The organism is Prevotella aurantiaca (genome assembly GCF_015262605.1).
Lineage (GTDB): Bacteria > Bacteroidota > Bacteroidia > Bacteroidales > Bacteroidaceae > Prevotella > Prevotella aurantiaca.
The window spans coordinates 1-24851 of record NZ_JABZSJ010000037.1; the positions used below are offsets into that span (position 1 = coordinate 1).

General features: G+C 40.5%; 18 protein-coding genes, 2 tRNA genes and 1 pseudogene. 9 read left to right on the top strand and 12 right to left on the bottom strand.

The genetic code is table 11. The features are described 5' to 3' along the window. Positions 1-225: 225 nt before the first annotated feature. The 4 genes from HXN26_RS07350 to HXN26_RS07365 are packed head-to-tail and all read right to left on the bottom strand — an operon-like array spanning position 226 to position 4522. Positions 226-822 (bottom strand): tetratricopeptide repeat protein, encoded by a 597-nt coding sequence (locus HXN26_RS07350; RefSeq protein WP_273160174.1) that lies wholly within the window; start codon positions 820-822, stop codon positions 226-228. A gap of 15 nt (positions 823-837) precedes the next feature. Beyond that, a complete protein-coding gene (locus HXN26_RS07355; protein WP_273160176.1) occupies positions 838-1695 on the bottom strand; it encodes a CvfB family protein in 858 nt (285 codons plus the stop codon). 23 nt (positions 1696-1718) lie between these two features. Further along, positions 1719-2396 carry an ABC transporter ATP-binding protein gene (locus tag HXN26_RS07360; protein WP_273160178.1) on the bottom strand — a complete coding sequence of 226 codons (678 nt, stop codon included), beginning with the start codon at positions 2394-2396 and terminating at the stop codon, positions 1719-1721. Positions 2397-2401: 5 nt separating this feature from the next. Then, positions 2402-4522: a cation:proton antiporter gene (locus tag HXN26_RS07365; RefSeq protein ID WP_273160180.1), complete on the bottom strand. Its 2121-nt coding sequence runs from the start codon at positions 4520-4522 to the stop codon at positions 2402-2404. A 174-nt stretch (positions 4523-4696) separates the two neighbouring features. Between HXN26_RS07365 and HXN26_RS07370 the strand changes: the two genes are divergently transcribed. Then, entirely contained in the window at positions 4697-5710 is a 1014-nt protein-coding gene (locus HXN26_RS07370) for an aspartate-semialdehyde dehydrogenase (RefSeq protein ID WP_273160182.1), read from the top strand. Between the two features lie 90 nt (positions 5711-5800). On the opposite strand, the gene HXN26_RS07375 is transcribed toward HXN26_RS07370, so the two are convergent. The 7 genes and pseudogenes from HXN26_RS07375 to HXN26_RS07405 all read right to left on the bottom strand — a co-directional run bounded on the left by HXN26_RS07375 (position 5801) and on the right by HXN26_RS07405 (position 12449). Then, a complete protein-coding gene (locus HXN26_RS07375) occupies positions 5801-6196 on the bottom strand; it encodes an FMN-binding protein (RefSeq protein ID WP_273160184.1) in 396 nt (131 codons plus the stop codon). A 192-nt stretch (positions 6197-6388) separates the two neighbouring features. Then, the gene (locus HXN26_RS07380) at positions 6389-6838 is read right to left on the bottom strand and encodes an HU family DNA-binding protein (protein WP_025000048.1); all 450 of its coding nucleotides are present in this window, start codon (positions 6836-6838) and stop codon (positions 6389-6391) included. A 125-nt stretch (positions 6839-6963) separates the two neighbouring features. Further along, positions 6964-8502 (bottom strand): hypothetical protein, encoded by a 1539-nt coding sequence (locus HXN26_RS07385; RefSeq protein ID WP_273160185.1) that lies wholly within the window; start codon positions 8500-8502, stop codon positions 6964-6966. A gap of 33 nt (positions 8503-8535) precedes the next feature. Continuing rightward, on the bottom strand, positions 8536-9270 hold the full coding sequence (locus tag HXN26_RS07390) for a LytR/AlgR family response regulator transcription factor (protein ID WP_273160188.1): 735 nt from the start codon (positions 9268-9270) through the stop codon (positions 8536-8538). Positions 9271-9290: 20 nt separating this feature from the next. Continuing rightward, positions 9291-10385 (bottom strand): sensor histidine kinase, encoded by a 1095-nt coding sequence (locus HXN26_RS07395; protein ID WP_273160190.1) that lies wholly within the window; start codon positions 10383-10385, stop codon positions 9291-9293. A gap of 209 nt (positions 10386-10594) precedes the next feature. After that, positions 10595-11062, bottom strand: a pseudogene (locus HXN26_RS07400) (HlyD family secretion protein); the annotation flags it as partial. 43 nt (positions 11063-11105) lie between these two features. Continuing rightward, the gene (locus HXN26_RS07405; RefSeq protein WP_273160194.1) at positions 11106-12449 is read right to left on the bottom strand and encodes a TolC family protein; all 1344 of its coding nucleotides are present in this window, start codon (positions 12447-12449) and stop codon (positions 11106-11108) included. A gap of 722 nt (positions 12450-13171) precedes the next feature. Here HXN26_RS07405 and HXN26_RS07410 point away from each other — a divergent pair. From HXN26_RS07410 to HXN26_RS07430, 5 genes are all read left to right on the top strand, one after another. Further along, positions 13172-13253 (top strand) — tRNA-Leu (locus HXN26_RS07410). 74 nt (positions 13254-13327) lie between these two features. Next, the gene (locus tag HXN26_RS07415; RefSeq protein ID WP_025000054.1) at positions 13328-14260 is read left to right on the top strand and encodes a DUF3575 domain-containing protein; all 933 of its coding nucleotides are present in this window, start codon (positions 13328-13330) and stop codon (positions 14258-14260) included. Continuing rightward, the gene (locus tag HXN26_RS07420) at positions 14257-14811 is read left to right on the top strand and encodes a DUF3575 domain-containing protein (RefSeq protein WP_273160197.1); all 555 of its coding nucleotides are present in this window, start codon (positions 14257-14259) and stop codon (positions 14809-14811) included. The genes HXN26_RS07415 and HXN26_RS07420 overlap by 4 nt, the downstream gene beginning before the upstream one ends. Before the next feature lie 23 nt (positions 14812-14834). After that, positions 14835-17318, top strand: coding sequence for a hypothetical protein (locus HXN26_RS07425; RefSeq protein ID WP_273160199.1), 2484 nt, complete (start codon positions 14835-14837; stop codon positions 17316-17318). Beyond that, a complete protein-coding gene (locus tag HXN26_RS07430; RefSeq protein ID WP_273160201.1) occupies positions 17315-20539 on the top strand; it encodes a hypothetical protein in 3225 nt (1074 codons plus the stop codon). Before HXN26_RS07425 ends, HXN26_RS07430 begins: the two co-directional genes overlap by 4 nt. A 434-nt stretch (positions 20540-20973) precedes the next feature. Here HXN26_RS07430 and HXN26_RS07435 read toward each other — a convergent pair. After that, positions 20974-21044 (bottom strand) — tRNA-Gln (locus tag HXN26_RS07435). A 303-nt stretch (positions 21045-21347) separates the two neighbouring features. On the opposite strand from HXN26_RS07435, the gene rsfS reads away from it, so the two are divergent. Genes rsfS through HXN26_RS07450 form a run of 3 tightly spaced genes read left to right on the top strand, consistent with a single transcriptional unit; the run spans position 21348 to position 24699 of the window. Next, positions 21348-21707, top strand: a complete 360-nt coding sequence (gene rsfS, locus HXN26_RS07440; RefSeq protein ID WP_273160203.1) for a ribosome silencing factor — start codon at positions 21348-21350, stop codon at positions 21705-21707. Positions 21708-21758: 51 nt separating this feature from the next. Continuing rightward, positions 21759-23822, top strand: a complete 2064-nt coding sequence (gene ftsH, locus HXN26_RS07445; RefSeq protein WP_273160205.1) for an ATP-dependent zinc metalloprotease FtsH — start codon at positions 21759-21761, stop codon at positions 23820-23822. A gap of 13 nt (positions 23823-23835) precedes the next feature. Continuing rightward, complete coding sequence (locus HXN26_RS07450) at positions 23836-24699, top strand: phosphatidate cytidylyltransferase (RefSeq protein ID WP_025000059.1); 864 nt, start codon at positions 23836-23838, stop codon at positions 24697-24699. Positions 24700-24851 lie beyond the last annotated feature (152 nt).

The window sequence follows — 24851 nt, forward strand, 5'->3', positions numbered from 1 at the left end:
TAGTAAATAAAAGCGTTCCGTGAGCTTTCAGCCTACCAAATGTCCATTACGCCTTCTTTGTTGATTTGCTATACAGAGAATTCAACAGAAAAAGCTTTAACGATAAAAGTAGTACTCTAAACACTTATTAGATAATATCAAAGGAGGGGGGTAGATTGATTCTACACCCCTCCTTTAATATTGTATTTATCAACATTGGACGTATTCAGATACGAAAATCATCTATTATTCTGTGTTTTCAGGCATTTCAGCACCCAGTTCTTTAAGAAGCAAAGGTGCATCTTCGTCGCCATATTCAGCAGCTTTTTTGTACCAACGTATAGCTTCATCAATGTTCTTTTCAACGCCATCGCCACGTTTATAACAGTTTCCGATATAGAACATTGCCCATGGTTCACATCCATTTGCAGCTTTAAAGAGCCACTCTAAACCCTTTTTCTTATCGGGTTTTTCACCGTTCCAACCTTCAAAATAAAGAATGCCAAGATAGTATTGCCCTAAAGCTGAACCTGCATAAGCAGCTTTCTGATACCAATGTAATGCATTTTGAGCATTAAATACTACGCCCAAACCATAGGCATAGCATCTTCCAAGACCAGTATAGGCATCTATATTGCCAGCTTCGGCAGCCTTTTGATAATACTTAAAGGCTGTATCATAATCCTCATTATCGAACGCTTCGTCGGCTTTTCCAAGCAATTTATCTGCTTCGGTTGCAAGCTTTCCTACATAATTGGTCGATATTCTGTGAGGCACTTCCTCTTGTGCAACTCCCATCAAGGGTATAAATAGGGTGCAAAAGACTAAAGCTAACGTCTTCATTTTTAGATTATAATATTACACCAAGCGAATGGCAAGCGGTTCAACCGTAATGAGATGTCGCTTATAAAGGTCGCCGACGGCTTTCTTGTAGACTTTCTTTGACACATGAAAGAGATGTTTAATATCTTCTGCTTCGCTTTTATCGCCAAGGTTGCATACACCACCGTTGTCCTTTAAGTATTGCAGAAGCACTTCGGCAAAGTCTTTTGCATATTGCTGTCCTGTTGGTTGCAGAGTGCAGTCAATCTTTCCGTCTGGTCGGACTGTGGCAATATAACCTTTCATACGGTCGCCCGTGTGGACGTATTGGAATACTTGGTCGCCATAAACAAGGGCAGGATACTTATTGTCGATGATGACTTTGAAACCGAGTTCGGTCTTTTGCCAAATCATCAAATCAACCTCCTCGCCTTGCTTGTACGTTGGTTTTTCTTCCTCGAAATAATGTTCCACCTTCGCCGATGCTACCAAACGGTAGGTCTCTTCGTCAAGATGTACATGCACAACATACGATTCGCCTATCTGCATACGCTTCTTCTGCTCGCGGAACGGACAGAAGAGGTCTTTCGTTACGCCCCAATGAAGGAATGCACCATACTCGTTTACCCACGAACACTCTAAGTATGCAAACTCGCCCACTACGGCAAGTGGCTGCTCGGTTGTAGCAATGGGGCGTTCTTCTTGGTCAAGATACACAAAGACACGTAGGTCGTCGCCTACCGAAACACCTTCGGGAACATACTTCTGAGGCATCAATATTTCGCCAGCAGGACCACCGTCAAGATACAATCCGAATGGATCGCCATTGCCTTCGCGCAGTGCTACCTTCAATACAGTCAGCGTATTGTAATCGCCTATCTTTAGTTTTGCCATTTGTTATTTCCTTTCTTACTTTATTATATTGCGCTGGCTTCGCTGCCCTCTCCCACTATGCGTCCGTCTTTCAAGTGTATGGTGCGGTCGGTTAGTGTAGCCAACGTTTCGTCGTGTGTTACGATGACGAAAGTTTGTCCGAACTTATCGCGCAATTCGAAAAAGAGTTTATGCAGTTCTTCCTTGTTTTTCGAGTCCAAGCTACCTGACGGTTCGTCGGCAAGAATTACGGCAGGATTGTTCATCAATGCCCTTGCTACTGCCACACGTTGCTTCTCTCCACCCGAGAGTTCGTTTGGTTTATGGCTTGCTCGTTCGCTTAGGCCCATAAATTCCAATAGTTCTTCAGCACGATTATGTGCTTCTTTAGGTTTCATGCCAGCAATATAAGCGGGAATCATAATATTCTCGATTGCCGTAAACTCGGGCAAAAGTTGGTGAAACTGGAATACAAAACCAAGATGTTTATTGCGAAATTCACTTAGTTTTTTAGTCGATAATGTGCTGGTTTCTATGCCGTCTACTACGACGGAGCCGCTATCGGGCTTATCTAACGTACCAAGAATTTGCAGCAACGTAGTTTTGCCTGCACCAGAAGGGCCGACAATGCTGACTATTTCGCCTTTCTCTATGCGCAAGTCAATGCCTTTCAGCACTTGCAACGAACCAAAATTCTTAGTAACACCTTTTATTTCTATCATAATTATTATCTTATTTTCTTTTGCATGAAATCACGAACAACATCGTAAGCACTGCGTTCTTCGGTGTGTTGCGACTGTGCAAATGTCATTCCGTCCATTCTATTACCATACTGATCGGGGAATATTATCATAAGCGTCTTGCTCTTGAAGAAGCGATTTACTTCTTCTGGTATGCGTTCCATTGCATTCTTATAAGATATTGTACCCTTTCGTGCTGTAATAATCACAAATAAATGGTCGTCATTTACTTCGTTCGCTAAATGCGGTAACTCGTTCCAATGTTCCATTTCAGAATACTCTGCACGCACATTGGGGTGGCGGTTACGAATATATCCCATAATGAGTCCAAGAGATTCTTGACGTGCATGGAAAACTATACGGCAATCTGTATTAGCTGCTAGACGTGCCAGACGCTCCAACCAACGATAGAAACCAGGTTCAAACTCAGCTCGTGAAGGCACGGCTACTTGTATTCTGCGAATCGTATTCAGTGGTTGCACAATGCGGGCAATTGTTATTTGTCGGCTCAAACCATTGTACAAGCTCTGCGTGAATTGCCCCCAAAAGCCCTTCGATATAGCTTGTCGGGCGTGCAAACCCATTACTATTTCCGATGCTTGAAACTCTTTGAAGGCGTGTTTTATACCGTTGGCTATATTGGCTGCTATGCGCACCTGTGTTACCATCGGCACATTGGCAGACGTTGCCTGCTTTTGTAAGTGCTCTAAAAGTTGTTTTCCTTCTTCTTGATTAGCTGCTGCATTCACGTCATCGTAAACAACGTTAAGGCCAACAATTTCGCTTTTCAACTTAGAGTTGCGCATCATCATTGCCAATGAGAGCAGATTGTCTGCATAATCAGGATATTTTACAGGAATAAGAATGCGTTCGTCTCCATCAGCTTTCACCATTTCGGGTTCTTCCTTCTTTGTTAAGCGAATCTTTTGAGCTGCTCTCTCCGTTACAAGTGAAGATATGATGCAGGTAAAGAGTATCATAACAACGATTCCGTTAAGCACTTCGTCGTTGAAAAGGAACTCTCCTGGAGCGACTTCGAGCTTTAATCCAACCATAACCATGGCTATTGCACCAGCTGCATGGGCACTTGTAAGACCGAAAAGCATATCAGACATTTCTCGTTTCAAGCGGAATAAAAAGCCAGCTAAGTAAGCAGCAATAGCCTTTCCCACTGTTCCGAAGAATACAATGCACAACACAACCCAAATGATATGTGTGCCTTCGAATAGTGAACGAACGTTGATGAGCATGCCTACACCTATCAAGAAGTAAGGAATAAAGAGCGCATTACCCGTAAACTCGATATGGTTCATCAATGGTGATAGGCGTGGAATAAAACGATTGAGTATAAGTCCTGAGAAGAAAGCACCGAAGATACCTTCCAATCCAATGGCGTCGGATAAGGCAGCAGAGAAGAACAGCACACCTAAAACGAAGAGAAACTGCATCACAGCATCTGAATAACGGCGCAAGAACCAACGTGAAAGGCGTGGAAGAAAGTAGATAAGACCTGACAAATAGAGTGCTAATTTTAGCATAAACGTGAGCCAGAATATGCCTCCACTACCACCTTGGTAAGAGTTTACTATCATTGCCATAATGATAAGTGCCAAGAACAGCGCTATCATTGTTGCACCAACACTTAAAGTGGATGCTGGGTGCTGTGAAAGGCCGTAGCGTCCTACTATAGGATAAGATATGAGCGTGCTTGACGACATAATACAACCCAACAATAAAGACGACATGACAGAGTAGTTCAATAAATAGACACCCATTAGGAATGTAAGTATATAGGGTGTAACAAAGGTAAGCAACCCGAATACCACGACACGCCATTTATTTTTCTTCAGTCCCTCCATATCCATTTCAAGACCTGCAAGGAACATTATATAATATAAACCGACGCTGCCAAACAATTCAAACGACGCATCTCGTTTAAGTACATTCAATCCATATTCGCCTACCAATACACCTGCCAAGACCATTCCGATGATGTGCGGAATGCGTAGTCGGCCCATGATAACGGGCGACAATAAGATTAACATCAAGACAACAAAGAAAATCAATGTTGGGTCGGTGATTGGAAAATATTGGGATATACTGAACATATCTGCTATTATTAAATATCTGCAAAGATAGCAAAAAGTTATCGGTTGAGTAGGGATAGTAGAGAGTTTTTTGTATTTTTGCAATTGAAAACGATAGGGGATTGCACTTCGCGATAGAACATTGTAACTATTGATGATTAGCGTAGCCCCATTAAAACTATAAATACAAGGATAATGAAAGTAGCAATAGTAGGTGCCAGCGGGGCTGTAGGACAGGAATTCCTCCGCATATTGGCAGAAAGAAATTTCCCATTAGACGACCTTGTTCTTTTCGGTTCAAGCCGCTCTGTGGGTAACAAGTACACATTTAAAGGAAAGGAATACGAAGTAAAACTTCTGCAACATAACGATGATTTCAAGGATATTGACATTGCTTTCACCAGTGCAGGTGGCAGCACATCGGCTGAATTTGCTGATACTATCACTAAGTATGGTGCTGTTATGATTGATAATTCGAGTCAATTCCGTATGGATAAGGAAGTTCCGTTGGTAGTTCCTGAAATCAATGCAGAAGATGCGCTTACTCGTCCACGTGGCATTATTGCCAACCCGAACTGTACTACCATTATGATGGTTGTGGTTTTGAATCCTATTGAGAAGCTCAGCCACATTAAGCGTGTGCGTATCAGCAGTTATCAGAGTGCTTCGGGTGCTGGTGCGGCAGCGATGCAGGAGCTGGAACAGCAGTACAGAGAGATTCTTGAAACAGGTGAAGCAAAGACAATCAGCAAGTTTCCGCACCAATTAGCGTATAACGTGATTCCTCAAATAGATAAGATGACGGAAACTGACTATACGAAAGAGGAAATGAAGATGTTCTACGAAACGCAGAAAATCATGCACTCCGATGTTCGCACCAGTGCCACCTGCGTGCGTGTATCGTCGCTTCGCAGCCATTCAGAGTCGGTTTGGATAGAAACTGAAAAGCCTTTAGAGATTGCTGAAATACGCAAGGCACTCGAAGCAGCACCTGGTGTTACGCTTGTAGACGACCCACAGAACTATGTTTATCCAATGCCATTGGAGAGTGCAGGCAAAGACGACATCTACGTTGGACGTGTTCGTAAAGACCTTGCTGACGAGAACGGAACGACTCTTTGGCTTACGGGCGACCAAATTCGTAAGGGTGCTGCACTGAACGCTGTGCAGATTGCTGAATATCTGATTAAGGTGGGCAACGTGAAGTAAGTCTCCTCGAAGATTATATTTAAACAAGCAGCATTACTGTACTGAAGGAACGGTAATGCTGCTTTTATTTATGGTGTATGTTGCGTTGTTCTACTTGTGCGCCTTGTAATATTTAACGGCTGCTTCTACGTTGGCTTTTACTGCTCTTGACGAGAAGGTGGCTCCTGTTACGCCATCTACTGAACCTACTTTTGATATGTTTTTATCGTTGTATTTGGGCAACATCTTTGAGGTAACCTGTGCAAAATATTGTGGTGTTTCGTTGTTTTTAAGTGCTACTACTTTCACTACTTTATCCTTCTTGATGTGTACTTCTAATGGTGTTGCACCTTTATAGCCGCGCACGTTGGTTACCAATGTGGTTGTGTTTACTACGTACGTGCCGTCTTCTTGTTTACGCATCACGTTGTCGTCGTTTGCTGCTGCAAATGCAAAGCCTGCTGTAGTTAGGGCTGCAATGGCTATGGCTAAAGCTTGTTTTTTCATATTTCTTTTTATTGTTACTGATTATTATTTATTGTTGTTACTTATTTATTTACATGCAAATTTACATAAAATTATCGAACTTTATAGCTGTTGCTTTGAAAAAGTTGTGGCATATTATGAATATATAAAAGCCGCTTCTGCTTTATTCAGAGGCGGCTTGTTGTTGATTACTCGAAAGTAGTGGGGGAGTGTTTAAGGGTGTGGTTGTCCTCCTTCTTTGCCTCCCTCTGGCTTACTTTCGTGCTTCTTTTTGCGTTTAGGGTTGTCCACGCTCAGCTCCACGTTCTTGGCAGCATCGCGCATCTGTACTTTAGGTGTGAACACGATTTTGGGCGACTTGAGTGTATCGACACACACGTCGATTTCGTTGTCCATCATCTTCGCAGGAACGAGGACACGGAACGAACCGAGGTCAGCCAAGTCTACGTTTACGCCCATAAGCAGCGCATCGCGTACGACGGCACCGAGCGAGATAAGAGCATTGCTTACATCGCCTGCAGATAACGATGTCTCACGCACAATGCGGTCTACTACCATTTTGTTTGTCAGGCGTTGTTTTGTCTTTGGCGAAGCGTAGTAAACGGTTTGTCCCTTGCGCTTGCCGATGTTGAGCTTTCTCGATTTGATTTCAAACTCGATCATAATTGTTTTTTGTTTAATAGATTAATAAAATTGTTATATAATAGTATCTTTTACATACCACTCGTGGTATATCGTTGTATATCACTCGTGGTATACAATTGCATATCACGAGTGATGTATTTCAGCTACTTCTTCACAGCCTTTCGTCCATTCACGATATACACACCTTTCGGCAGGTTGTTCAGTTCGCCTTGCAGGCGCACACCGCTAAGGCTGTAGATGCCTTGCTTTGCGATAGTGTCGGCAGTTGGTGTATCGATGGCATTAGGGGTGGGTGCGATGGTTACCCAGTCGGTAACTATCTTATTGTCTGCACCGCAAACATAGTAGTAGCTCTTATTGTCGCTTTGGAACTCTTTCCAGTATGCGCCCGCAGGAGCTACTATTTCGCACCCGTTTAGTTCTGGTTTAGAATCCCACAGCCAGCTAATGCTACCTGCATATTCTTCTTCGCTGCTACCGCCACCCTTGGCACGCACAGTGCAGTGGTCGAAAGTCCAAAAGCCAGAAAGCAGTCCGTGAACTCCACCAATGGCTTCTAAGGTGCAACCACTTACGGTGATGGAACCATAGTTGAAGATGCCTCTTTGAAAAGCCTTTTCGTTCGATGTTGTAGAACCAGTTACGGTGAGTTTGCCTTCGCCCGTAAAGGTTAGGTCCTTGAAGTTCCACACGCCCATACCATTCTTTGCCGTAATGGTGTTGTTGCCGATGAGGTTGATAACCAATCCTTCGATTTGATTGAATATGCCCGAGCCTCTGCCGTATCTATCATCTTCAATTGTAGTGCTGATAGAGGCATTGTTAAGGGTGAGCGTCTTTGTGTTGTCGTTGTACATCACTTTACCAGATACACCCTCTATAACAGAAAGGTCGTTGCAGTTGGCAAAGTTCACTTTCTTACCAGCAATCCAAAGATTGTAGTCGTCGATAGGCTCGATGGTTACCCAGTCGGTAATGGCCTTTTTGTCTTCGCCAAACAAGAAGTAGTAGCCCGACCATTCATCGTTCTTCATGTATTCCCAATAAGTTCCTTTCGGAGCAGTGATAGCGCAGCCATCGAACTGATAAGAAGAGACAATGCTAAGGCTACCAGCATACTTGTCGTCGCCACTGCCACCACCTTTTGCACGCACCGTGCAATGGTCGAATTTCCATCCGCCACAAGCCAGTCCGTAAACACCTCCGCTGGCCTCCAACGTGCAATTGCTAACCACAATATCGCCTTGATTTAAAATACCAGCCTTATAAGCCTTGTCGCCCGATGTAGTAGTGCCCTTCACTGTAAGCTTACCATCGCCAGTGAAAGTAATAGAGGCATAATAGTTCCACACGCCAACAAACCTTTCTGAAGTAATGGTGTTGTTGCCAACGAGTTGAATGTTAAGGCCACGAAGCTTGTTAAAGATGCCCGCACCACTACCATTTCTATCGCCCTCTGCTGCACTGCTGATAGTAGCATTGTCGAGGGTCAAGGTCTTCGTGTTATTGTCGTACACAACAGTGCCCGATACACCTTCGATAACAGATAGGTCGTTACAATTTTCAGAGGTTACTTGTGTCCCAGCAACCCAAAGCTCGTATTGTGTTTGTGCCCTCACAGTAGTAGTCCAAATCGTTGCCACCAAGGCAAAGACGAGCGAAAATAATACTTGTTTCTTCATGTTTCTTATGTTATTATAGTTAATAAAGCACGCCTACTTCTCTAAAAACTTAGAGTTAATGTACCTTGTGAATTCTTCTCGATACATGTCGCCGATAGGAACATATACGCCATCGTTCATAAGAATACGACTTTTGTTTACTTCGCTAATGTCTATCAGATTGATAATCCACGAACGATGAATACGCATAAAGCTGTGACCAGGAAGATACTTCTCCATCTTCTTCATACTCGAAAGTATCATTAAAGGCTTCCGTCCACTTATAAAATGAATCTTTAAATATTCGCCCATTCCTTCAACATAGCGAATATCGCTCATGTTCACACGAATAGCTTTATACTCGTTCTTTAAGAATAGCGTGTCATCGTCGGGCAAAGCAGTCTTAGTTTCAGCTTGGCGCAACAGCGTGTACTGTCGTCTAACACTCTCAGCAGCCGCATTTAGCTCTGCCTGACCGAAAGGCTTCAAAAGGTAATCAATGGCTTCCACCTTATAACCTTCAACAGCATAGTCGCTATAAGCAGTCGTAAAAACAACCAATGGCTTCGCATCTAACGAGCGCACAAATTCTAATCCGCTCATATCAGGCATGTTAATATCGATAAATATAGCATCAATGGTTTGCTCTTCCATCTCCCTCCTTGCCTCAATAGCATTCTGACATTCACCTACAAGCTCTAAAAAAGGCACCTTCTTAATATAAGCTGCTAATTGTTTTAATGCCAAAGGTTCGTCGTCTATTGCCAATGTCTTTATTCTGTTTTCCATATATAGTAGGCTTGTTTTAGTTATTCTTTATTTGTTAATGATAGTTCTAACCAAACACTATAAGTATTTTCTTTGTCTTCTATTATAAGTGTATGGCGGTTAGGATAGATAAGCCTCAGTCGCTGGCGGACACTTTCCAGTCCCATTCCACCATTTTCTGCTTCCGATTCTGCAAGTTTGCTGTTGATACAACTAAACTTTATCTTATTGTCTTCCACGCAAAGGGAAATGTCTATCGTACTCTCTTGTTGATAGCTAATGCCATGTTTGAAAGCATTTCCTACGAAACATATAAGTAGCAATGGAGGAATTTCGCCCACAGGAATCTGTTTCGGAACATCAAGGTTTATCTTTACCTTGTCCGTATAACGCATACGCATCAGCGAAATATAGCTATGAATAAAGTCGCTTTCTTTCTGTAAAGGTATAAAAGTATTATTGCCCTCGTATAGAATATACCGCATCATCTTCGACATTACTATGATTGCCCACTTTGCTTTCTCAGGGTCGATATCCACTAACGCATGTATATTGTTAAGAGTGTTCATGAAGAAGTGCGGGTTTATCTGGTATTTCAAAGAAATTAGTTGCTGTTCTAAGTTCTTCTCCTGTAAATCGTGCAACTTCTGTTGGTCTTCATTTGATTTGAAAAACAGTTTTACGCCAAAGTTCATTCCAAACATTAGCACTAAGATAATCATATTTACAGCAAGCACCTGCGTTATAAGCGTAGCATGATTATGCGTAATTGTGTTTTGAATACTCTCATTCTGAACGATTACCTTTGAGGCTTTTTGTCCCATTGTAACATGAAACGCATACTGCAAAAAAGTAAAAAAAAGTATCAAAGAGATGGTTCCACAAATATAAATAGCTCGCCGTTTGTAATAAATAATTTGTGGTAGCAATAAGAAATTATGTATTAAGAAAGCAACAAAGAATACAAACACGATTATCCATACACTGAAAACACGTTCCCAATTATACTCTTCAGAAACGCTGTTAGTATGGAAAAACATCGTAATTACAGGGATAATAAAGACGAGAAGCCATAAAAGAAAATGCGCTACATTCTCTTTATATTCCTGTGTTGCCTTTTTCCGTAATAGATTCATTATGTGTTGAACTTAAAAGATAGACGCTCATATCTAAAGATAAGACATCTGCGCAAAGATACAAAAATATTCTTTCTTCACGCAAATCTCTGCATAGAATAATCGTTTTGGGCGGTATAATACTATAAAAACAAATGTTTGGATAGGCTATTGCAACTAAACAAAACCAATAATACCGCTAGTAACGCTGAGGAGAATAGCTTCAATAAGGAATTTAGACCTTTCTTATACAGGGTTGTATAACGATTGAAATTAGCTCGTTGATAACCGATGTTAGCTTCAGCACTACGTAGATCAGCCTGCGCTTTAAGTATGTTATCCTGTGCACTTGCTACGTTAGCTTTTGCACTCGCAAGGGCTGCTTTAGTCGAATTGAGTTGGTTAAGAAGGTTGGTTTTATCAAATTCAGCAATCACTTGCCCCTTCTTTACGACAGAGTTGTAATCAACATAGAGATGATTAACGATACCGGAAACCTGAGTACCAACCGTTACTGTGGTTACAGCCTCTATAGTTCCAGTTGCAGTAACGCTATTTTGAATATTTGCCTTATCTACTACAGCAGTATCAAACGATATCTTTTGAGTTTCATCACCCCTTGTAAGGAAGAATGCGGCAATGGCAACGATTACTATTGCGCCTACTATAAACCATACTTTACTGATTTTCTTTTTCATATTTCTTATTATTGGGAGTTAAAGGACAATGTGTTTACAATTATTATTTGACCTGTCCATTCTCATAAAAGTTTAACATTTGAAGATTGTATAGCGTCATATACTTGCTCTGCAGCTCATTTTGTTGAGCTGTAATCAAGTTGTTCATACCTTCGCGAAGTTCCACGATGTTCTTCAATCCGAGGCGGAACTGTTCAGAAAGCATCTCATAATTAGTTTGCTGACTCTCTGTATTTACAACAGCAGACTTATACTTCGCTTGGTTAGTACTTGCCTGAATCCAATAGTTTTCTATTGTTGAATAAAGCTGAGTACGTTGGTTTTGTAAAGCGAGTTGATTGCTTTCTAAACTTATACGAGCTTTGTTTACAGCTGTCCGCGTCTGTCGTTGGTCCCAAATAGGTATGTTAATTGTTATTCCAACGCCTCCAGCAAGATTGTTTTTTAGCTGTGTTCCATACGCATTACTATTCATTGTTGTAACGTTTGATGATATTCCGCCACTCAATCCAATAGTTGGAAGGTATTGCGCTTTGGCTTGTTTGATACTTAATTCTCCTGCTTCTACGGTCAATTGCTTGCCCTTTATCTCTGGACGAGAGGTTAAAGCACGCTCATAAACAGTCTGTAATCCAGGAATCTCAGCTAACGCATCGCCGTTCAAGCTGTCTGGAATAGCAATCTCAAAGTCCTCATCTGTAATTTCCAATAGCTGTTTTAGCTGGCGAGTATAGTTGAGAAGGTTGCCTTGTTGTGCCACTACATTATACTCATCGTTAGCACGTTGAGCTGTCAATTGCGAAAGGTCAGCCTTGCTAAAAGTACCCACTTCCACCATAGTATTACCACGTTCTTCGTTTTCCTTGCTCCATTCCAAACTCTTCTCATTAACCTTTATGGCTTCAGCAGTGTACAGAATTTGAATGTAAATCTGTGTTATCTGCTCCTGAATAGAGTTGGCTGTGATGGCAGAATCGACAGTAGCTTGCTGTTCGGTAAGCTTGTTCTGTCTAATCTTCATTCGGTTTTGGTTTCCATTCCAAATAGTCCAATTGAAGTTAATAGCATACATACCATTGTAAGACAATTTGTCTACGCTGCTTGTTACATAGCCATTGGTAACCGTTGCACGTCCCGTTTGTGGGAAAGGAGTATACGACAGGTTTTGTGAAGTAGAAGCGTTAACCAAAGGAAACAACTCCGCCTGCGACTGAAGTACACTTTCGTGCGCTGATGCCTTTGTAAGAACATTTTGTCGAAGAGTAACATTATGCTTTAAAGCATAGTCGAGACACTCTTGAAGTGTCCATTTGCGAGCCTCTGCTTGTGTCGCTAATAGCAGACAAAAGCTCATGATCAAAACAAATAAAATCTTTACTTTGCTCATCTTAAATCTTTTTACCGATACAACGGTAATAAAACAAAAGCAAACTAACGCTTTTATAAATAATTTTTAAAAATAAAACGATTAAATTATTCTTTTTGTTAAAGTTATGCCCTTTAAATATCTATTTGTCTATTGGGATATTAGTAGTTGTTATGCAATTGCGTTTTTATATGTATCAATAGAAAAGGTAAACATCAACGAATAGTAATATTATCATTACTTGGGAAGCATATAAAGAGGTGATATTTTTTGCCAGTTGATTTTACCTTCGAATGGCTTTCGTTTTGTAAATATTTTATCAGTAAAAAGCGAAAGAAATTGTTTTGCGTTGTAATAGTGCCTGTTTTGCAATGCAAAAGAGGCCCTTTTGCCGTGCAAAACAGGCTCTTTTGCGAGGTAAAAGAGCCTATATTGTAAAGCTTTGATAATAAGAAAGTTGTGTGATAGATATTCTTATGAAAAATAATTACAATATAAACGCATTGCTTTTATTCTTAAATGGCGAGTTTAGACATATTGTGTTAGATAGTGTTTTTGTTGCTTTCATGTGGCGGTAGTACAACTTTCAAGTTTTAATAATTTAATAGGATAAATTATAAAAACATGATGCTGTAAAGTCATAATAATGGGGGTGAAAATAAAAAAGATGAGTAGTTTAGAAGAAAAAGAGTATAAATAATTTGGTCTTTAGCGAAAGTTAGCGTATCTTTGCAACCGCTTATGCGCTTGTGGCGGAATTGGTAGACGCGCCAGACTTAGGATCTGGTGATTTCCATCGTGCAGGTTCGATTCCTGTCAAGCGCACTTTCCTTTTGTTAAAGGCGTTGTTTTACTATTAAGAGGATAACTCCACTAATCACACTTGCTTTATAAGGATTATGACTTACTTGAACAAAAGCTTACTGACATTGGCAGTATTGCTATTTAGCAGTCCAATGCTTGTGTCGTCCTATGCACAGCATTCTGCACTTTATTATAACAAAGTAGACAGCTTAAAGTTTGGTGACCGCATCAATTTGCGTACAAATGCCATTGATTGGGTAACGTTAACTCCTAATTTCGGCATAGAATATACGTTGGGAAACAAAAGCTGGAACAAATGGACTCTCGGTATTTCAGGAAAGATTAACTGGAGTACACAAACTAAAGACCTTACTTATAATGTATACGATATTTACGCTGGTAAAGTAGAATTGCGTAAATATTGGCACGGAAAGAACCCACGTCGTGTGTTCTATTGGGGCGTATATGGTGGCGCAAATAACTTCAATATAAAGTTTTCTGAGATTGGAAAGAAGGGTAATGCCTTTTCTGGAGGACTCATGGTAGGCACTATTGCACAGCTATATGGCTACCAAAATGGTGCAAGTCTTGACCTTGATCTCGGTATTAATGCTGGTGTGGTATTAGCAAAGTACGATGAATATCGCCGTGATGTTGTTAACAATCAGCACGTTTACACTACTGTGATGCCGCAAAGTGGTTACAAGCTAACATTCGACCCATTGGTCTATGCTACTTCAACTGATATTATAAAGGTGGGACTGACCTATCATTTTGGTACAAGAGTGGCAAATCGATACAAGAAACGCGAAGTGGTGGACGAGAAATATCGTATAGAATTAGCGAACAAAGCTTATGCGAAAGATACATTACGCATAACAAAAGAAGAAAAGAAGAAGGCTAAACATATAGAAAAGGCACGCAATAAGCGACTGAAAGAATACGAAAAAGCCAAGAAATATGCAGCTAAAGCTGAAGAAAAGGTAGCAAGAGAAGCTGATAAAAAGAAGAAAGGAACAGGAAAATGAAAAGGTTATTCATAGCTTTCTTAAGTGTATTGGCTGTAATAACAGCACATAGTCAGGCCATATCTGTTAATACTGACGTGGCAATGTTGGCGCTACAGACATATAATATAGGTGCAGAAATGACAATAGGTAATCGTTCTACATTGGGATTGAGTGTGTTTACCAACAATAAACCCTATTGGCACACGGATATGAAGATGATTGGTGTGCAACCAGAATATCGCTACTACTTCGGTGGACGCCCCATGTACCATCATTTTATAGGTGTGAATGTATTGGCTGTCGACTACGATGTGAAATGGAAAAACACACGCTACGATGGTTTTGCAGTAGGTGCTGGTCTTACATTTGGTTATGTTGTGTCGCTTTCCGACCATTGGACGATTGATGCGCATGCAGGTGTTGGAATGGTAGTCTTCCATCAAACGAAGACAACCGACGGACTCCCTAATTTGCAAACAACCTCAGGAGGAAAGACGCAAGATGGATATACAGGTTACGAAATATTGCCAACTAAGGTTGGAATCACGCTTTCCTACATATTAAGATAAAGAAATAAGATAAAAGAAATAAGATGAAGTTGAGCAGAAATCGTTACCTTGTTATTCTGTTTCTACTACTCACTTATGTGAGTATAGGCCGTGCACAGGTGTTACACATAACTGGTAACGTTTATAAAAACATGAAATCGTTCGACGGAGGGAAGGCGAATAAAGTGCCACTCTCCGTTCCTGTCTATATTTTTGATAATCGAGATGAGGCCAATAGGCAAGCTGCTACATATAGAAGCAAGAGTAAAGGATTCAGTCAAGAGGTTACAATAAAGAGCAATGCAACCGTGACACCAGACTATGATGGACACTTCGAGGCTGATATCTCGGCCAAAGGAGCACTCATGGTAATAAATGAAGGGGAGGTAAAGGTCGTTAATATAGGCTCAAATCTACAATATGACATTGTTTTTACTGATGGATCTAAGACTCTTTTACTTGCAAATACAACTGTACTTGGTAAGCGTTTAGGAGCCAACGTCGTGGAAATGAAACCTATAGACGATGGTCCGAACTTGCATTGGGACGTAACTGTGAAGTTACCAGAGTGGTACACAAAGGACCATTCACGTCTTATTTTCCAGCCAATGGTTATAAATTGTGAAGAGGAAGATACCATTCAGTATCTTGAACCATTGGTGTTTGAGGGGAAAAAGTATCATAAGAATCAAATCAGAAGAAAGAGTTTTGACTATAAACGAAACGATTCGTTGAGCAATTACTTTATCGAAGACCAACCAACAACGAAAGACGAGTTTACCTTTCGTTGGGAAGTAACGTATCCAAAGCCTAATCCTAACAAAAGCTACAAATGGGGTTCTGTGTTAAGATTAGAGGATTATACACACGTTTACTTTGAAGATAGGTCGAAAAACGGAACTTGTAACACACGCAAACCTTGGAAACTGCTCGATGTTTCAATGGCAATGAAGCAGATAAAACTAACGCCTCAATATTACGAACAGGCCCGAGCACAGTTGCGAGAAGTGCCCCGCGATCTTCAACTTACATTTGTTGTGGGCAAAGACGAACTTACTTCTGATGAATCAAACCAGCAACATCTTGAACAACTTGTGAAGGAACTACGTTCTTATGGCCGTGCTTTGATGAACTTTACTGTACAGGGAACAGCATCGCCAGAAGGTAATGTTGCGACTAATACAAAGCTTGCTAACATGCGTGCAAGGAAAGCTTTGTCGATAATTGGAGGACAAATATCGAGTGCTGGACTCGAAGTGAAAGAACCATTGGTTTACACTTGGTTCGATGTAGCGGACTCTTTGAAGGCTCGCAACTTAGAAACAGAGTCTAATACATTGCGTAACTACGCCTTTAACAATAATGCAAGTGGGTTGAGAGAAATGCAAACCTTGCCTGTTATACAGGAAATTCTACAGAATCAGCGCTTGATGCGTTGTACCTATACGTTAAGACAGAATAAAGTTCTTGATGCTCAAGAAGTGTTGTGGACCTATTATAATGATGCGGATTATCAAAAAGGAGGAAAGAATATTTTCTCAAATGGAGACTACTACAATCTTTTCACGCAAATAAAAGATTCAGTAGAATTACGGAAGCTGACCTATCGTGCGTGGAATGAGATTAAGTTACGTAAGACAATGCAGTTTAGTCCGTTTGCTGCTTATGTGGCAAATCGTGTTGCTTGTTATGCTATAGAGAGCGACTCTATCGACTTAAATATTCTCTCACCTTTTGTAGATATGAAGGCCGGACTAGAAGTTTCGCGTCCTATTTCTTTCGATAACGAATATCGTTACACTGTGAATAGAAGAGAGATAGTAGCTAATCAAGCTATCATGTACTTCAAGTCAATGAAGCTTGGAGAGGCTTATCACCTTGCAAGTAAGTTGCCTGATACAGACGAATATAAGGACATAAAGATGTTCACAGACTTGGAAACGCTATTCTTTAAGCAAGGAAAAACACCTGATGAAGACCGCCGTGCGAAGGAAGCATTAAGCTATGTGATGAGATCTAACGCTGAAAACTATGCTATATTGAGCTTTGAATTGGCTTCAGAATTAGGCAAAACATACGAAGAACTTGAACCGCTTATCGACTCTTTGCCCGACAATAGTGCAAAGAAGTGGTATATGAAAGGTGTAATAGCAGCAGGAAAACCTGATATGAGTGACGATGATTTTATGGAATTAACGGCAAAGTATGGTCCTGATGTTGCGTTAAGAATGACAGATAACACTACTCCTGCCTTTTTAGCGTACTTCCAACACAGCTTTGATATGAAGCCACAGTACAAAGGTTTCTATAATTCTGACGCTAATATTCCTGACGATGTAAGAAAGAGAAACCCTTATGAAGAAAAGAATATAGAGCAATACAGACAGAAATTCATAGATTTGATGATTGCCGCAGGTAAGATGAAAGCGCCTGAAAGCGCTGAAGAAGCTATTGAAAATAGTAACGAAGTGGACAGCAAAAGCAACGTTGAAACAACCAATTTACCAACAGAGGAGGTTAAGGAATGAAGAAGATAACGTCCCTAATCGTAGCTTTTTTTACGATAATAGCCCTACAAGCACAAACTCCAATAGGTCAACCCACTGATACTTTAGCAAGAGATTTGAGCGATTTGGAGAATAAAATGGCATCTGAAGGTATCACTATGAAAACTGATACAGCTTATTATGGTGTCCGAAAACAGTATAATTTCAATGCTTTAGACTATAGTCTTGATGGACGACACCGCTATCAAGGCGACCGATGGGTTAAGGGAAACTTTGGTAAACATACATTTTTGGATTTCGGAGCAGGGGCTGTTTTCTATCAACACAACAACGATTACCAGCTGACAACCCAAGCTGGCGTTCATATTAGATTAGGTAAAGAGCTAAGTCCAATGAGTACTTTCAGAGTTGGAGTGGGGGGAGAACTAGGTTATATAAGTAGTCAACCCAACGCAAACTGGACAATTCGCACAGATGTAGACTACCTTTTCAACTTCTCTAACTATCTTTTAGGTTATCGTCCTGACCGTCCTTTAAGTGTTTCTGGTATACTTGGAGTAGGTATTCAACATTCGAGTTTAACCAAATATGATGGCTCTGTTGTTTCAAATAAGATGAAAGAAAAGGCTACTGCCTATAATGTTCATACAGGATTACAGTTCAAATTCTTTGCAGGAACACAAGCAGCGCTTTCTATTGAACCTTATATAATGGCAGGAACAGAGGGTATGGATTTAGACAAAGCGACTAAATTTAATCACTTTAGCATAGGTTATGGAGTGAATTTGTCCTATATCTGGTACTTCTATAATAATATGTCGTCGCAAAATAATGCGGGTGACTTCAAGAAACGCTTTGCCGATGGTAAACGTTTGTTCCTTGAAGACCCTGCAAGACTGCGGTGGCGACGTCCTTGGTTCTTCGAATACATCTTAGGACCGACCTTATATCACAAAACAGATTTGAAGACAAGCGAAACTCTTGGCTATAGTATTAGCGCCAGTCTTGGTCAGTGGATGTCATCTGCCATCGGTGTAAGAGGAGGTGTAAATTTAACTAATGCACCATGGGTAAAGGGTAATCATACTACATCGTTGCTTGGAAAGGCTGGTCTTTTCTTTGATGCGATACTCAATCCTTTTGGATTTACACGCCATTACAATTGGGATAGTGCTGTAGGGTTAAATCTTTTTGGTGGTTACGAGATGGGTTTGCTGCAGTTAGTGCATGCTGATATTAGTGATAAAACAAGCGGAAAGTATGCTGGATACCGCTTGGGAGCACAGATTTGGGCAAAACTTACAAACGATTTGCGCCTTACTTTCGAACCAAGTTACATCTTATTAGAACACTACGACCGCTTTGACGGACGTATGAGATACGACCAAACTGACTTTAAGTTGGGTTTATCGGTGCAATTTAGAAATAAAATGCATCGAAATTATGACCAAAATCCTGCGAAAGACGACCTACCCGAAAGAGGCATCTTTATTGGAGGAGGTCTTGGATGGAACACTACTATCAACAAATGGCGCTACACTGACAAGTCGCGTGGACTGCTTTTGAACTTCAATGGCTTTGCTGGCTACAACTTTAACATGTACCACGGCGTTAAAATCATGGCAGATCACGTTTCAAATCCTATCTGGCAGACAAGCAGCGGTAGCGGTTTAGGTAAGTTTACCTATGAGAATACGTTTGTTTCTGTCGACTATCAGCTTAACGCTCTCAACGCTATGACAGGCTATCGCCCCGGTAGACGTTGGAGTGTGAACCTTTATGGTGGTCCTTCGATGGTACTAAGCAAATACGGAAAGAAGGTAGATGTAGGCGCAAACTTTGGTGGAATGCTTTTATACCGTGTGCTTCCTTATCTCTCTTTGTTTTATTCTCACACTATTTATTGGATGCCTAGCAGCCATTATGACTCTAAACAGATTTACACAACCCCTGGTGCGGTGTCTAATGTTCTAACACTTGGTGCGCAATACCACATAAATGGTTTCGTTAAAACCATCAAAAACCTTCCTTGGAAGAATGCTCCTTCACCAGGACAACATCGCTTCTTCCTTGATTATGGATATGGATATGCCAATTATCCTATGCTTCCAAGCAAGGGAAAAGATTCATGGGGCACTTCTATGCAACTCTCGTTGGGTTGGTGGGCTAACTCTTTCCTCGGTGCGCGCATAGGGTTGAATATGGCAAAAGGTGTAGATATGACAACTACACATACCGTAAATAGACAAACAGAAGATATTCACCATGCCATAGGTATGGGCTCAATAGCTGGAGATATACTCATTAACCCGTTAGGATTGAGTAAGAATTATAACTGGCGGTCGCTCGTTGGTGCTAACATTCTTGCGGGATATCAGAATGGTTGGCTCATTATGAACGATGCAGAACATACCATTAAGGGCTCAAGAATCACTGTTAGTGGCTTCCGTGTCGGTTTACAGCTATGGACACGCCTTAGTCGCGACCTCCGTTTGAATATTGAACCCATGTATTCCGCACTTGATATACACGATAATATCTATATAAACGGAGCAGGAAATGCTCTATATAGAACGAAAGAAGCAGGTACTTCTCCTTTAAAATTAGGCAATTCATTCTCTCTTCGTGTAGGTTTGACTATTCCGTTGAATCGTTTTGCACGCTATGAAGATGCTGATATGACCTCTTACGTATCTAAGGAACCAATGCGACTCTTTGGTGCAGTAGGTGGCGGATGGAATATTTTGCTTACCAAACATCGCTTTAGGGGTGATGGAGCAAAGGTTAATTTTACAGCCTTTGGAGGCTATAGACTAAACGAAGTATCAGCAGTTCGTCTTGGATTAGAGTATGTTATGGACGATGTTAAGTATGCTAGCATCGAAAATAGTAACGCTAAATTCTTCGAAGAGAAGCATAATATACTTTTCATTGCGGCCAATTATCAGGTTGACTTCCTATCTTACTTCCGTGGATACAACCCTTATCGCCCTTGGAACGTGGCTCTATATGCTGGTCCTGCGATCGGTATTCAAACGGGAAAAGAGCACAATAAAGATGGAGCTGTTAACTTAGGTATGACCGTTAGTCGCCAGATTTCGAAGAATTTCTCGGCATTCTACAATCACAACATCTATCTGATGGGCTTCTTAGGAAAGGAAAGTCTACTTCCAGGTACCAATCTTATGGGTAAAATTACAGCCTTAAACTGTATCAACTTTGGTTTGATGTATGATTTATAAGGTTGTTGAAACAATATAAGCAAGAGCGAATGTCTTAATGATATTCGCTCTTTTTGTTTTAAGTGTTGGTATTTTTAAGGAGGCATACTCCTGTATCTGAAAATACAAATAGATACAGCAAATAGTTTAAATAGTTGTAAAGAATTTTGAAGAGTGTTTGTTATGTATAATTATCTTAATATCAATACTTTATAATACCCATTGTTTTGCATTACAAAACAGGCACTTTTGCACGATAAAACAGGTACTTTTGCTTTGCAAAACAACCGCTTTTGCAACATGAAACCGATATTATAGTTTTTGAATGATATTATTTTTACATAATAAGAATAATTTTATAGCTTTGGATAAAAGCCTTTTGTAGGTGATTTTATACACTCTATGGAATAATGAGAAAAGCCAAATAGCTTAGGAACTATTTGGCTTTTGCAATGTTGGGATACTCGGACTCGAACCAAGAATAACAGGACCAGAATCTGTTGTGTTACCATTACACCATATCCCAATATATGTTTGCATCTCTTTTTTTTAATGCGAGTGCAAAGATACTACTTTTTTAATGAAGAACAAAAATTATCCAAACTTTTTTTCAAAATCTTACTTTCTGTGAGTACGGAATAAGTTTTACAATTGCATTACATTTCTTAGGCTGATTTTGTCTTATCATTCTGTCAGTCTCAGTGTCAGGTAGTGAATGTCTATAAAGCATTCTTTATCTTTGCATTAAATTCGCAAAATAAAACAAATTTATTTTGTCCTTCAAGGCATTTGCTGTACCTTTGTACCTTAATAGAATAATGTATTTTTAATGAACACAGAAAAGAAATTTATTGAATCCATAGTAGAAGGAATACAGGAAAAGAAAGGACATGGCATAGTTATTGCAGATTTATCAGAGATTGATGGTACTATCTGCAAGTATTTCGTGATATGCCATGGCAATTCTCCACAGCAAGTAGAAGCCATTGCAGGGTCAGTAAGCGACTATATTCGCGAACACCACGGAGAAAAACCAATTAGTTGTGTTGGACTCGGCACCAATCAATGGGTAGCAATAGACTATGCTGATGTGCTTGTACATATCTTTATTCCAGAAACAAGAGAGTATTACGATCTTGAACATCTATGGGAAGATGCAGTATTAACGCAAATCGAAGACATAGACTAAGACTGTTGCCAGCGTAAAAACAGTTTTAATTATCTTATTTAAATGAATTAAATGGACAATCAAAATCCAAACGACAAGCCAAAAATGCCTAAGTTCAATATGAACTGGCTGTATGTTATGGTACTTATTATTGTTGTGCTGTTCTTCTCAACAAAGGGTATGGACAGTATCTTTCCTGCGGGTGAAGGAGCAACAAAGGATTATACCACATTTGTAAACTACATAAATAAAGGCTATGCCACACGTGTTGTCATCAACAAAAAGGAAAGTACACTTCGTATGTATGTAAGTCCTGATCACGTGAGAGATATATTTAAGAAAGGTGTAGATCAGGTTGGTAAATCGCCATATATTACTGTAGAGATTGGTTCTATAGATAATCTTGAAACCTTTTTGAATGCTGCTATTAAGCAAAAGAAGATTTCTGGTTATAGTTATGAGAACAAGGATGAACATGGTTTTACCGATTTTATTATTGGATTGGTGCCTTGGATTCTTATAATAGGCTTCTGGTTTTTCATCATGAAACGTATGAATGGTGGTGCTGGAAACGGAGGTGGTGTATTTAATGTAGGCAAATCGAAAGCTAAAATATACGAGAAAGGTGGCGAAATAGGCGTTACCTTTAAGGATGTGGCTGGCCAAGAAGGTGCAAAACAGGAGGTACAAGAAATTGTAGACTTCTTGAAAAACCCACAGAAGTATACCGATTTGGGTGGTAAAATACCAAAGGGAGCATTGCTTGTAGGCCCTCCTGGAACAGGTAAGACCTTGTTGGCAAAGGCAGTAGCAGGTGAAGCAGGAGCTCCTTTCTTCTCTATGAGTGGTTCTGATTTTGTTGAAATGTTCGTGGGTGTGGGTGCAAGTCGTGTTCGCGATGCGTTCCGACAAGCTAAAGAGAAGGCTCCTTCTATTATATTTATTGATGAAATAGATGCTGTTGGCCGTGCTCGTTCGAAGAATCCATCTATGGGTGGCAATGACGAACGGGAGAATACGTTGAATGCATTGCTCACAGAAATGGACGGATTCGGTACAAATAGTGGCGTTATCGTATTGGCAGCTACCAACCGTGTAGACATGTTGGATAAAGCATTGCTCCGTGCAGGACGCTTTGATCGACAAATTCACGTTGATTTACCGGACTTACCAGAGCGCAAAGCAATCTTCCAAGTACATTTACGACCATTGAAATTGGAGAAGAACCTCGATATTGACCTTCTTGCAAGGCAGACTCCAGGCTTCTCAGGCGCCGATATTGCTAATGTATGTAACGAAGCTGCGTTGATAGCTGCACGCCATAATAAAGTAGCAGTAGGCAGACAGGACTTCTTAGATGCGGTAGACCGAATCATTGGAGGCTTGGAGAAGAAAACAAAGATACTCACAACAAGTGAAAAACGCACCATAGCGCTTCACGAAGCTGGGCATGCTACCATCAGTTGGTTCTGTGAACATGCTAATCCACTCATTAAAGTGAGCATTGTACCTCGTGGTCAAGCACTTGGTGCAGCATGGTATTTACCAGAAGAAAGACCAATTACAACTAAAGAACAAATGCTTGACGAAATGTGTTCGCTTCTTGGTGGACGTGCAGCAGAGGAACTCTTTACAGGTCATATCTCAACGGGAGCAATGAATGACCTTGAGCGTGCTACAAAAAGTGCATTTGGAATGATAGCCTATGCTGGTATGAGTGATAAGCTACCTAATATCTGCTACTATAATAATGATCCTGGTTTCCAAAAGCCATACTCAGAAACAACAGGCAAAGTAATTGATGAAGAAGTTCTGAAAATGGTGAACGAGCAATACGATCGTGCGAAAGCAATATTAACTGAGCATAGTGAAGGTCATGCCAAATTGGCACAGCTGCTTATAGAACGAGAAGTTATTATGGCAGAGGATGTAGAAGAAATATTTGGAAAACGTCCTTGGGTGAGTCGCACAATAGAATTGATGGAAGCAGAAGAGAATGCAAAGTTATCGCTTGATGCAATGCCTGATAGCGTGAAACAGGCACAGGCAGAACACGAAGCAGCCATTAAACAAGCGGAAGCTGGTAATGATGCAAAGACCGAATCTGCAGAGGAGAATATTGAAACTAAAGAATAAACGAAAGAACGCAATGACAGATAAACAGAAGAACCTAATTACGCGCGCCCTTACAGGCGTTGTCTTTGTGGCTGTTATGGTTGCAGGATTTACAGCACCGCAATATATGATAGTGCTTTTTGCTATCATTACTGGTTTAACTTTATGGGAATACACAGGACTGGTATCGCAGATTGAAGGTGTCAGCGTAAATCGGTTTATATCTGTTGTGGCTGGTGTTTATTTCTTCATAGCAATGGCTGGATTGCGAGTAGGATATGTAAAGGACTTCAGTGTATTTGTTCCTTACATCTTTACAATCGTTATTCTTATTATTGCTGAGCTGTATTTAAAGAACGAGAATCCTATTAACAACTGGGCGTATACCATGTTGGGGCAGATGTATATAGCATTGCCTTTCTCTATGATAAATGTATTGGCATTTCAGCATGATAATAATGGCAATGTAATGGCTGATATGCTTTTGCCTTTAAGCATCTTTATCTTTTTGTGGACAAATGATACAGGCGCTTATTGCTCGGGTTCACTTTTTGGTAAACACAAGCTTTTTCCACGTATTAGTCCAGCGAAGAGTTGGGAAGGAAGTATTGGTGGCGGTGTTTTTGTTATTGCAGTTGCAGTGTTGATAGGTTATCTTACAGAAAATCCAGAAGCACCAAATTCGTTAACTATTCCTCAATGGGCAGGACTTGGCATTGTTGTGGCTGTATTTGGTACATGGGGCGACCTTGTAGAAAGTTTGTTTAAGCGTACAATAGGTATAAAAGATAGTGGAAACATACTTCCTGGACATGGTGGAATGCTCGACCGTTTCGATTCTGCGCTTATGGCTATTCCTGCAGCAGTAATCTATCTTTATGTGCTTACAATGCTTTAAAGATAATTCGTAAGTATAGAAATTACAAAAAATAGGAGAGGCAAATCAACAATTATAAGTTGATTTGCCTCTCTTCAATTATTATGTTATTAAAAAATAGGCGTAATGGACATTTGGTAGGCTGAAAGCTCACGGAACGCTTTTATTTACTA

What these genes read in the sequence shown, in the direction of transcription:
- rsfS (WP_273160203.1), top strand. Translation starts at nt 21,348, where the DNA reads ATGAACACAGAAAAGAAATTTATTGAATCCATAGTAGAAGGAATACAG.
- HXN26_RS07350 (WP_273160174.1), bottom strand. Translation starts at nt 822, where the DNA reads ATGAAGACGTTAGCTTTAGTCTTTTGCACCCTATTTATACCCTTGATG.
- HXN26_RS07395 (WP_273160190.1), bottom strand. Translation starts at nt 10,385, where the DNA reads ATGAATCTATTACGGAAAAAGGCAACACAGGAATATAAAGAGAATGTA.
- HXN26_RS07375 (WP_273160184.1), bottom strand. Translation starts at nt 6,196, where the DNA reads ATGAAAAAACAAGCTTTAGCCATAGCCATTGCAGCCCTAACTACAGCA.
- HXN26_RS07355 (WP_273160176.1), bottom strand. Translation starts at nt 1,695, where the DNA reads ATGGCAAAACTAAAGATAGGCGATTACAATACGCTGACTGTATTGAAG.
- HXN26_RS07405 (WP_273160194.1), bottom strand. Translation starts at nt 12,449, where the DNA reads ATGAGCAAAGTAAAGATTTTATTTGTTTTGATCATGAGCTTTTGTCTG.
- ftsH (WP_273160205.1), top strand. Translation starts at nt 21,759, where the DNA reads ATGGACAATCAAAATCCAAACGACAAGCCAAAAATGCCTAAGTTCAAT.
- HXN26_RS07390 (WP_273160188.1), bottom strand. Translation starts at nt 9,270, where the DNA reads ATGGAAAACAGAATAAAGACATTGGCAATAGACGACGAACCTTTGGCA.
- HXN26_RS07420 (WP_273160197.1), top strand. Translation starts at nt 14,257, where the DNA reads ATGAAAAGGTTATTCATAGCTTTCTTAAGTGTATTGGCTGTAATAACA.
- HXN26_RS07385 (WP_273160185.1), bottom strand. Translation starts at nt 8,502, where the DNA reads ATGAAGAAACAAGTATTATTTTCGCTCGTCTTTGCCTTGGTGGCAACG.
- HXN26_RS07365 (WP_273160180.1), bottom strand. Translation starts at nt 4,522, where the DNA reads ATGTTCAGTATATCCCAATATTTTCCAATCACCGACCCAACATTGATT.
- HXN26_RS07425 (WP_273160199.1), top strand. Translation starts at nt 14,835, where the DNA reads ATGAAGTTGAGCAGAAATCGTTACCTTGTTATTCTGTTTCTACTACTC.
- HXN26_RS07370 (WP_273160182.1), top strand. Translation starts at nt 4,697, where the DNA reads ATGAAAGTAGCAATAGTAGGTGCCAGCGGGGCTGTAGGACAGGAATTC.
- HXN26_RS07450 (WP_025000059.1), top strand. Translation starts at nt 23,836, where the DNA reads ATGACAGATAAACAGAAGAACCTAATTACGCGCGCCCTTACAGGCGTT.
- HXN26_RS07430 (WP_273160201.1), top strand. Translation starts at nt 17,315, where the DNA reads ATGAAGAAGATAACGTCCCTAATCGTAGCTTTTTTTACGATAATAGCC.
- HXN26_RS07360 (WP_273160178.1), bottom strand. Translation starts at nt 2,396, where the DNA reads ATGATAGAAATAAAAGGTGTTACTAAGAATTTTGGTTCGTTGCAAGTG.
- HXN26_RS07415 (WP_025000054.1), top strand. Translation starts at nt 13,328, where the DNA reads ATGACTTACTTGAACAAAAGCTTACTGACATTGGCAGTATTGCTATTT.
- HXN26_RS07380 (WP_025000048.1), bottom strand. Translation starts at nt 6,838, where the DNA reads ATGATCGAGTTTGAAATCAAATCGAGAAAGCTCAACATCGGCAAGCGC.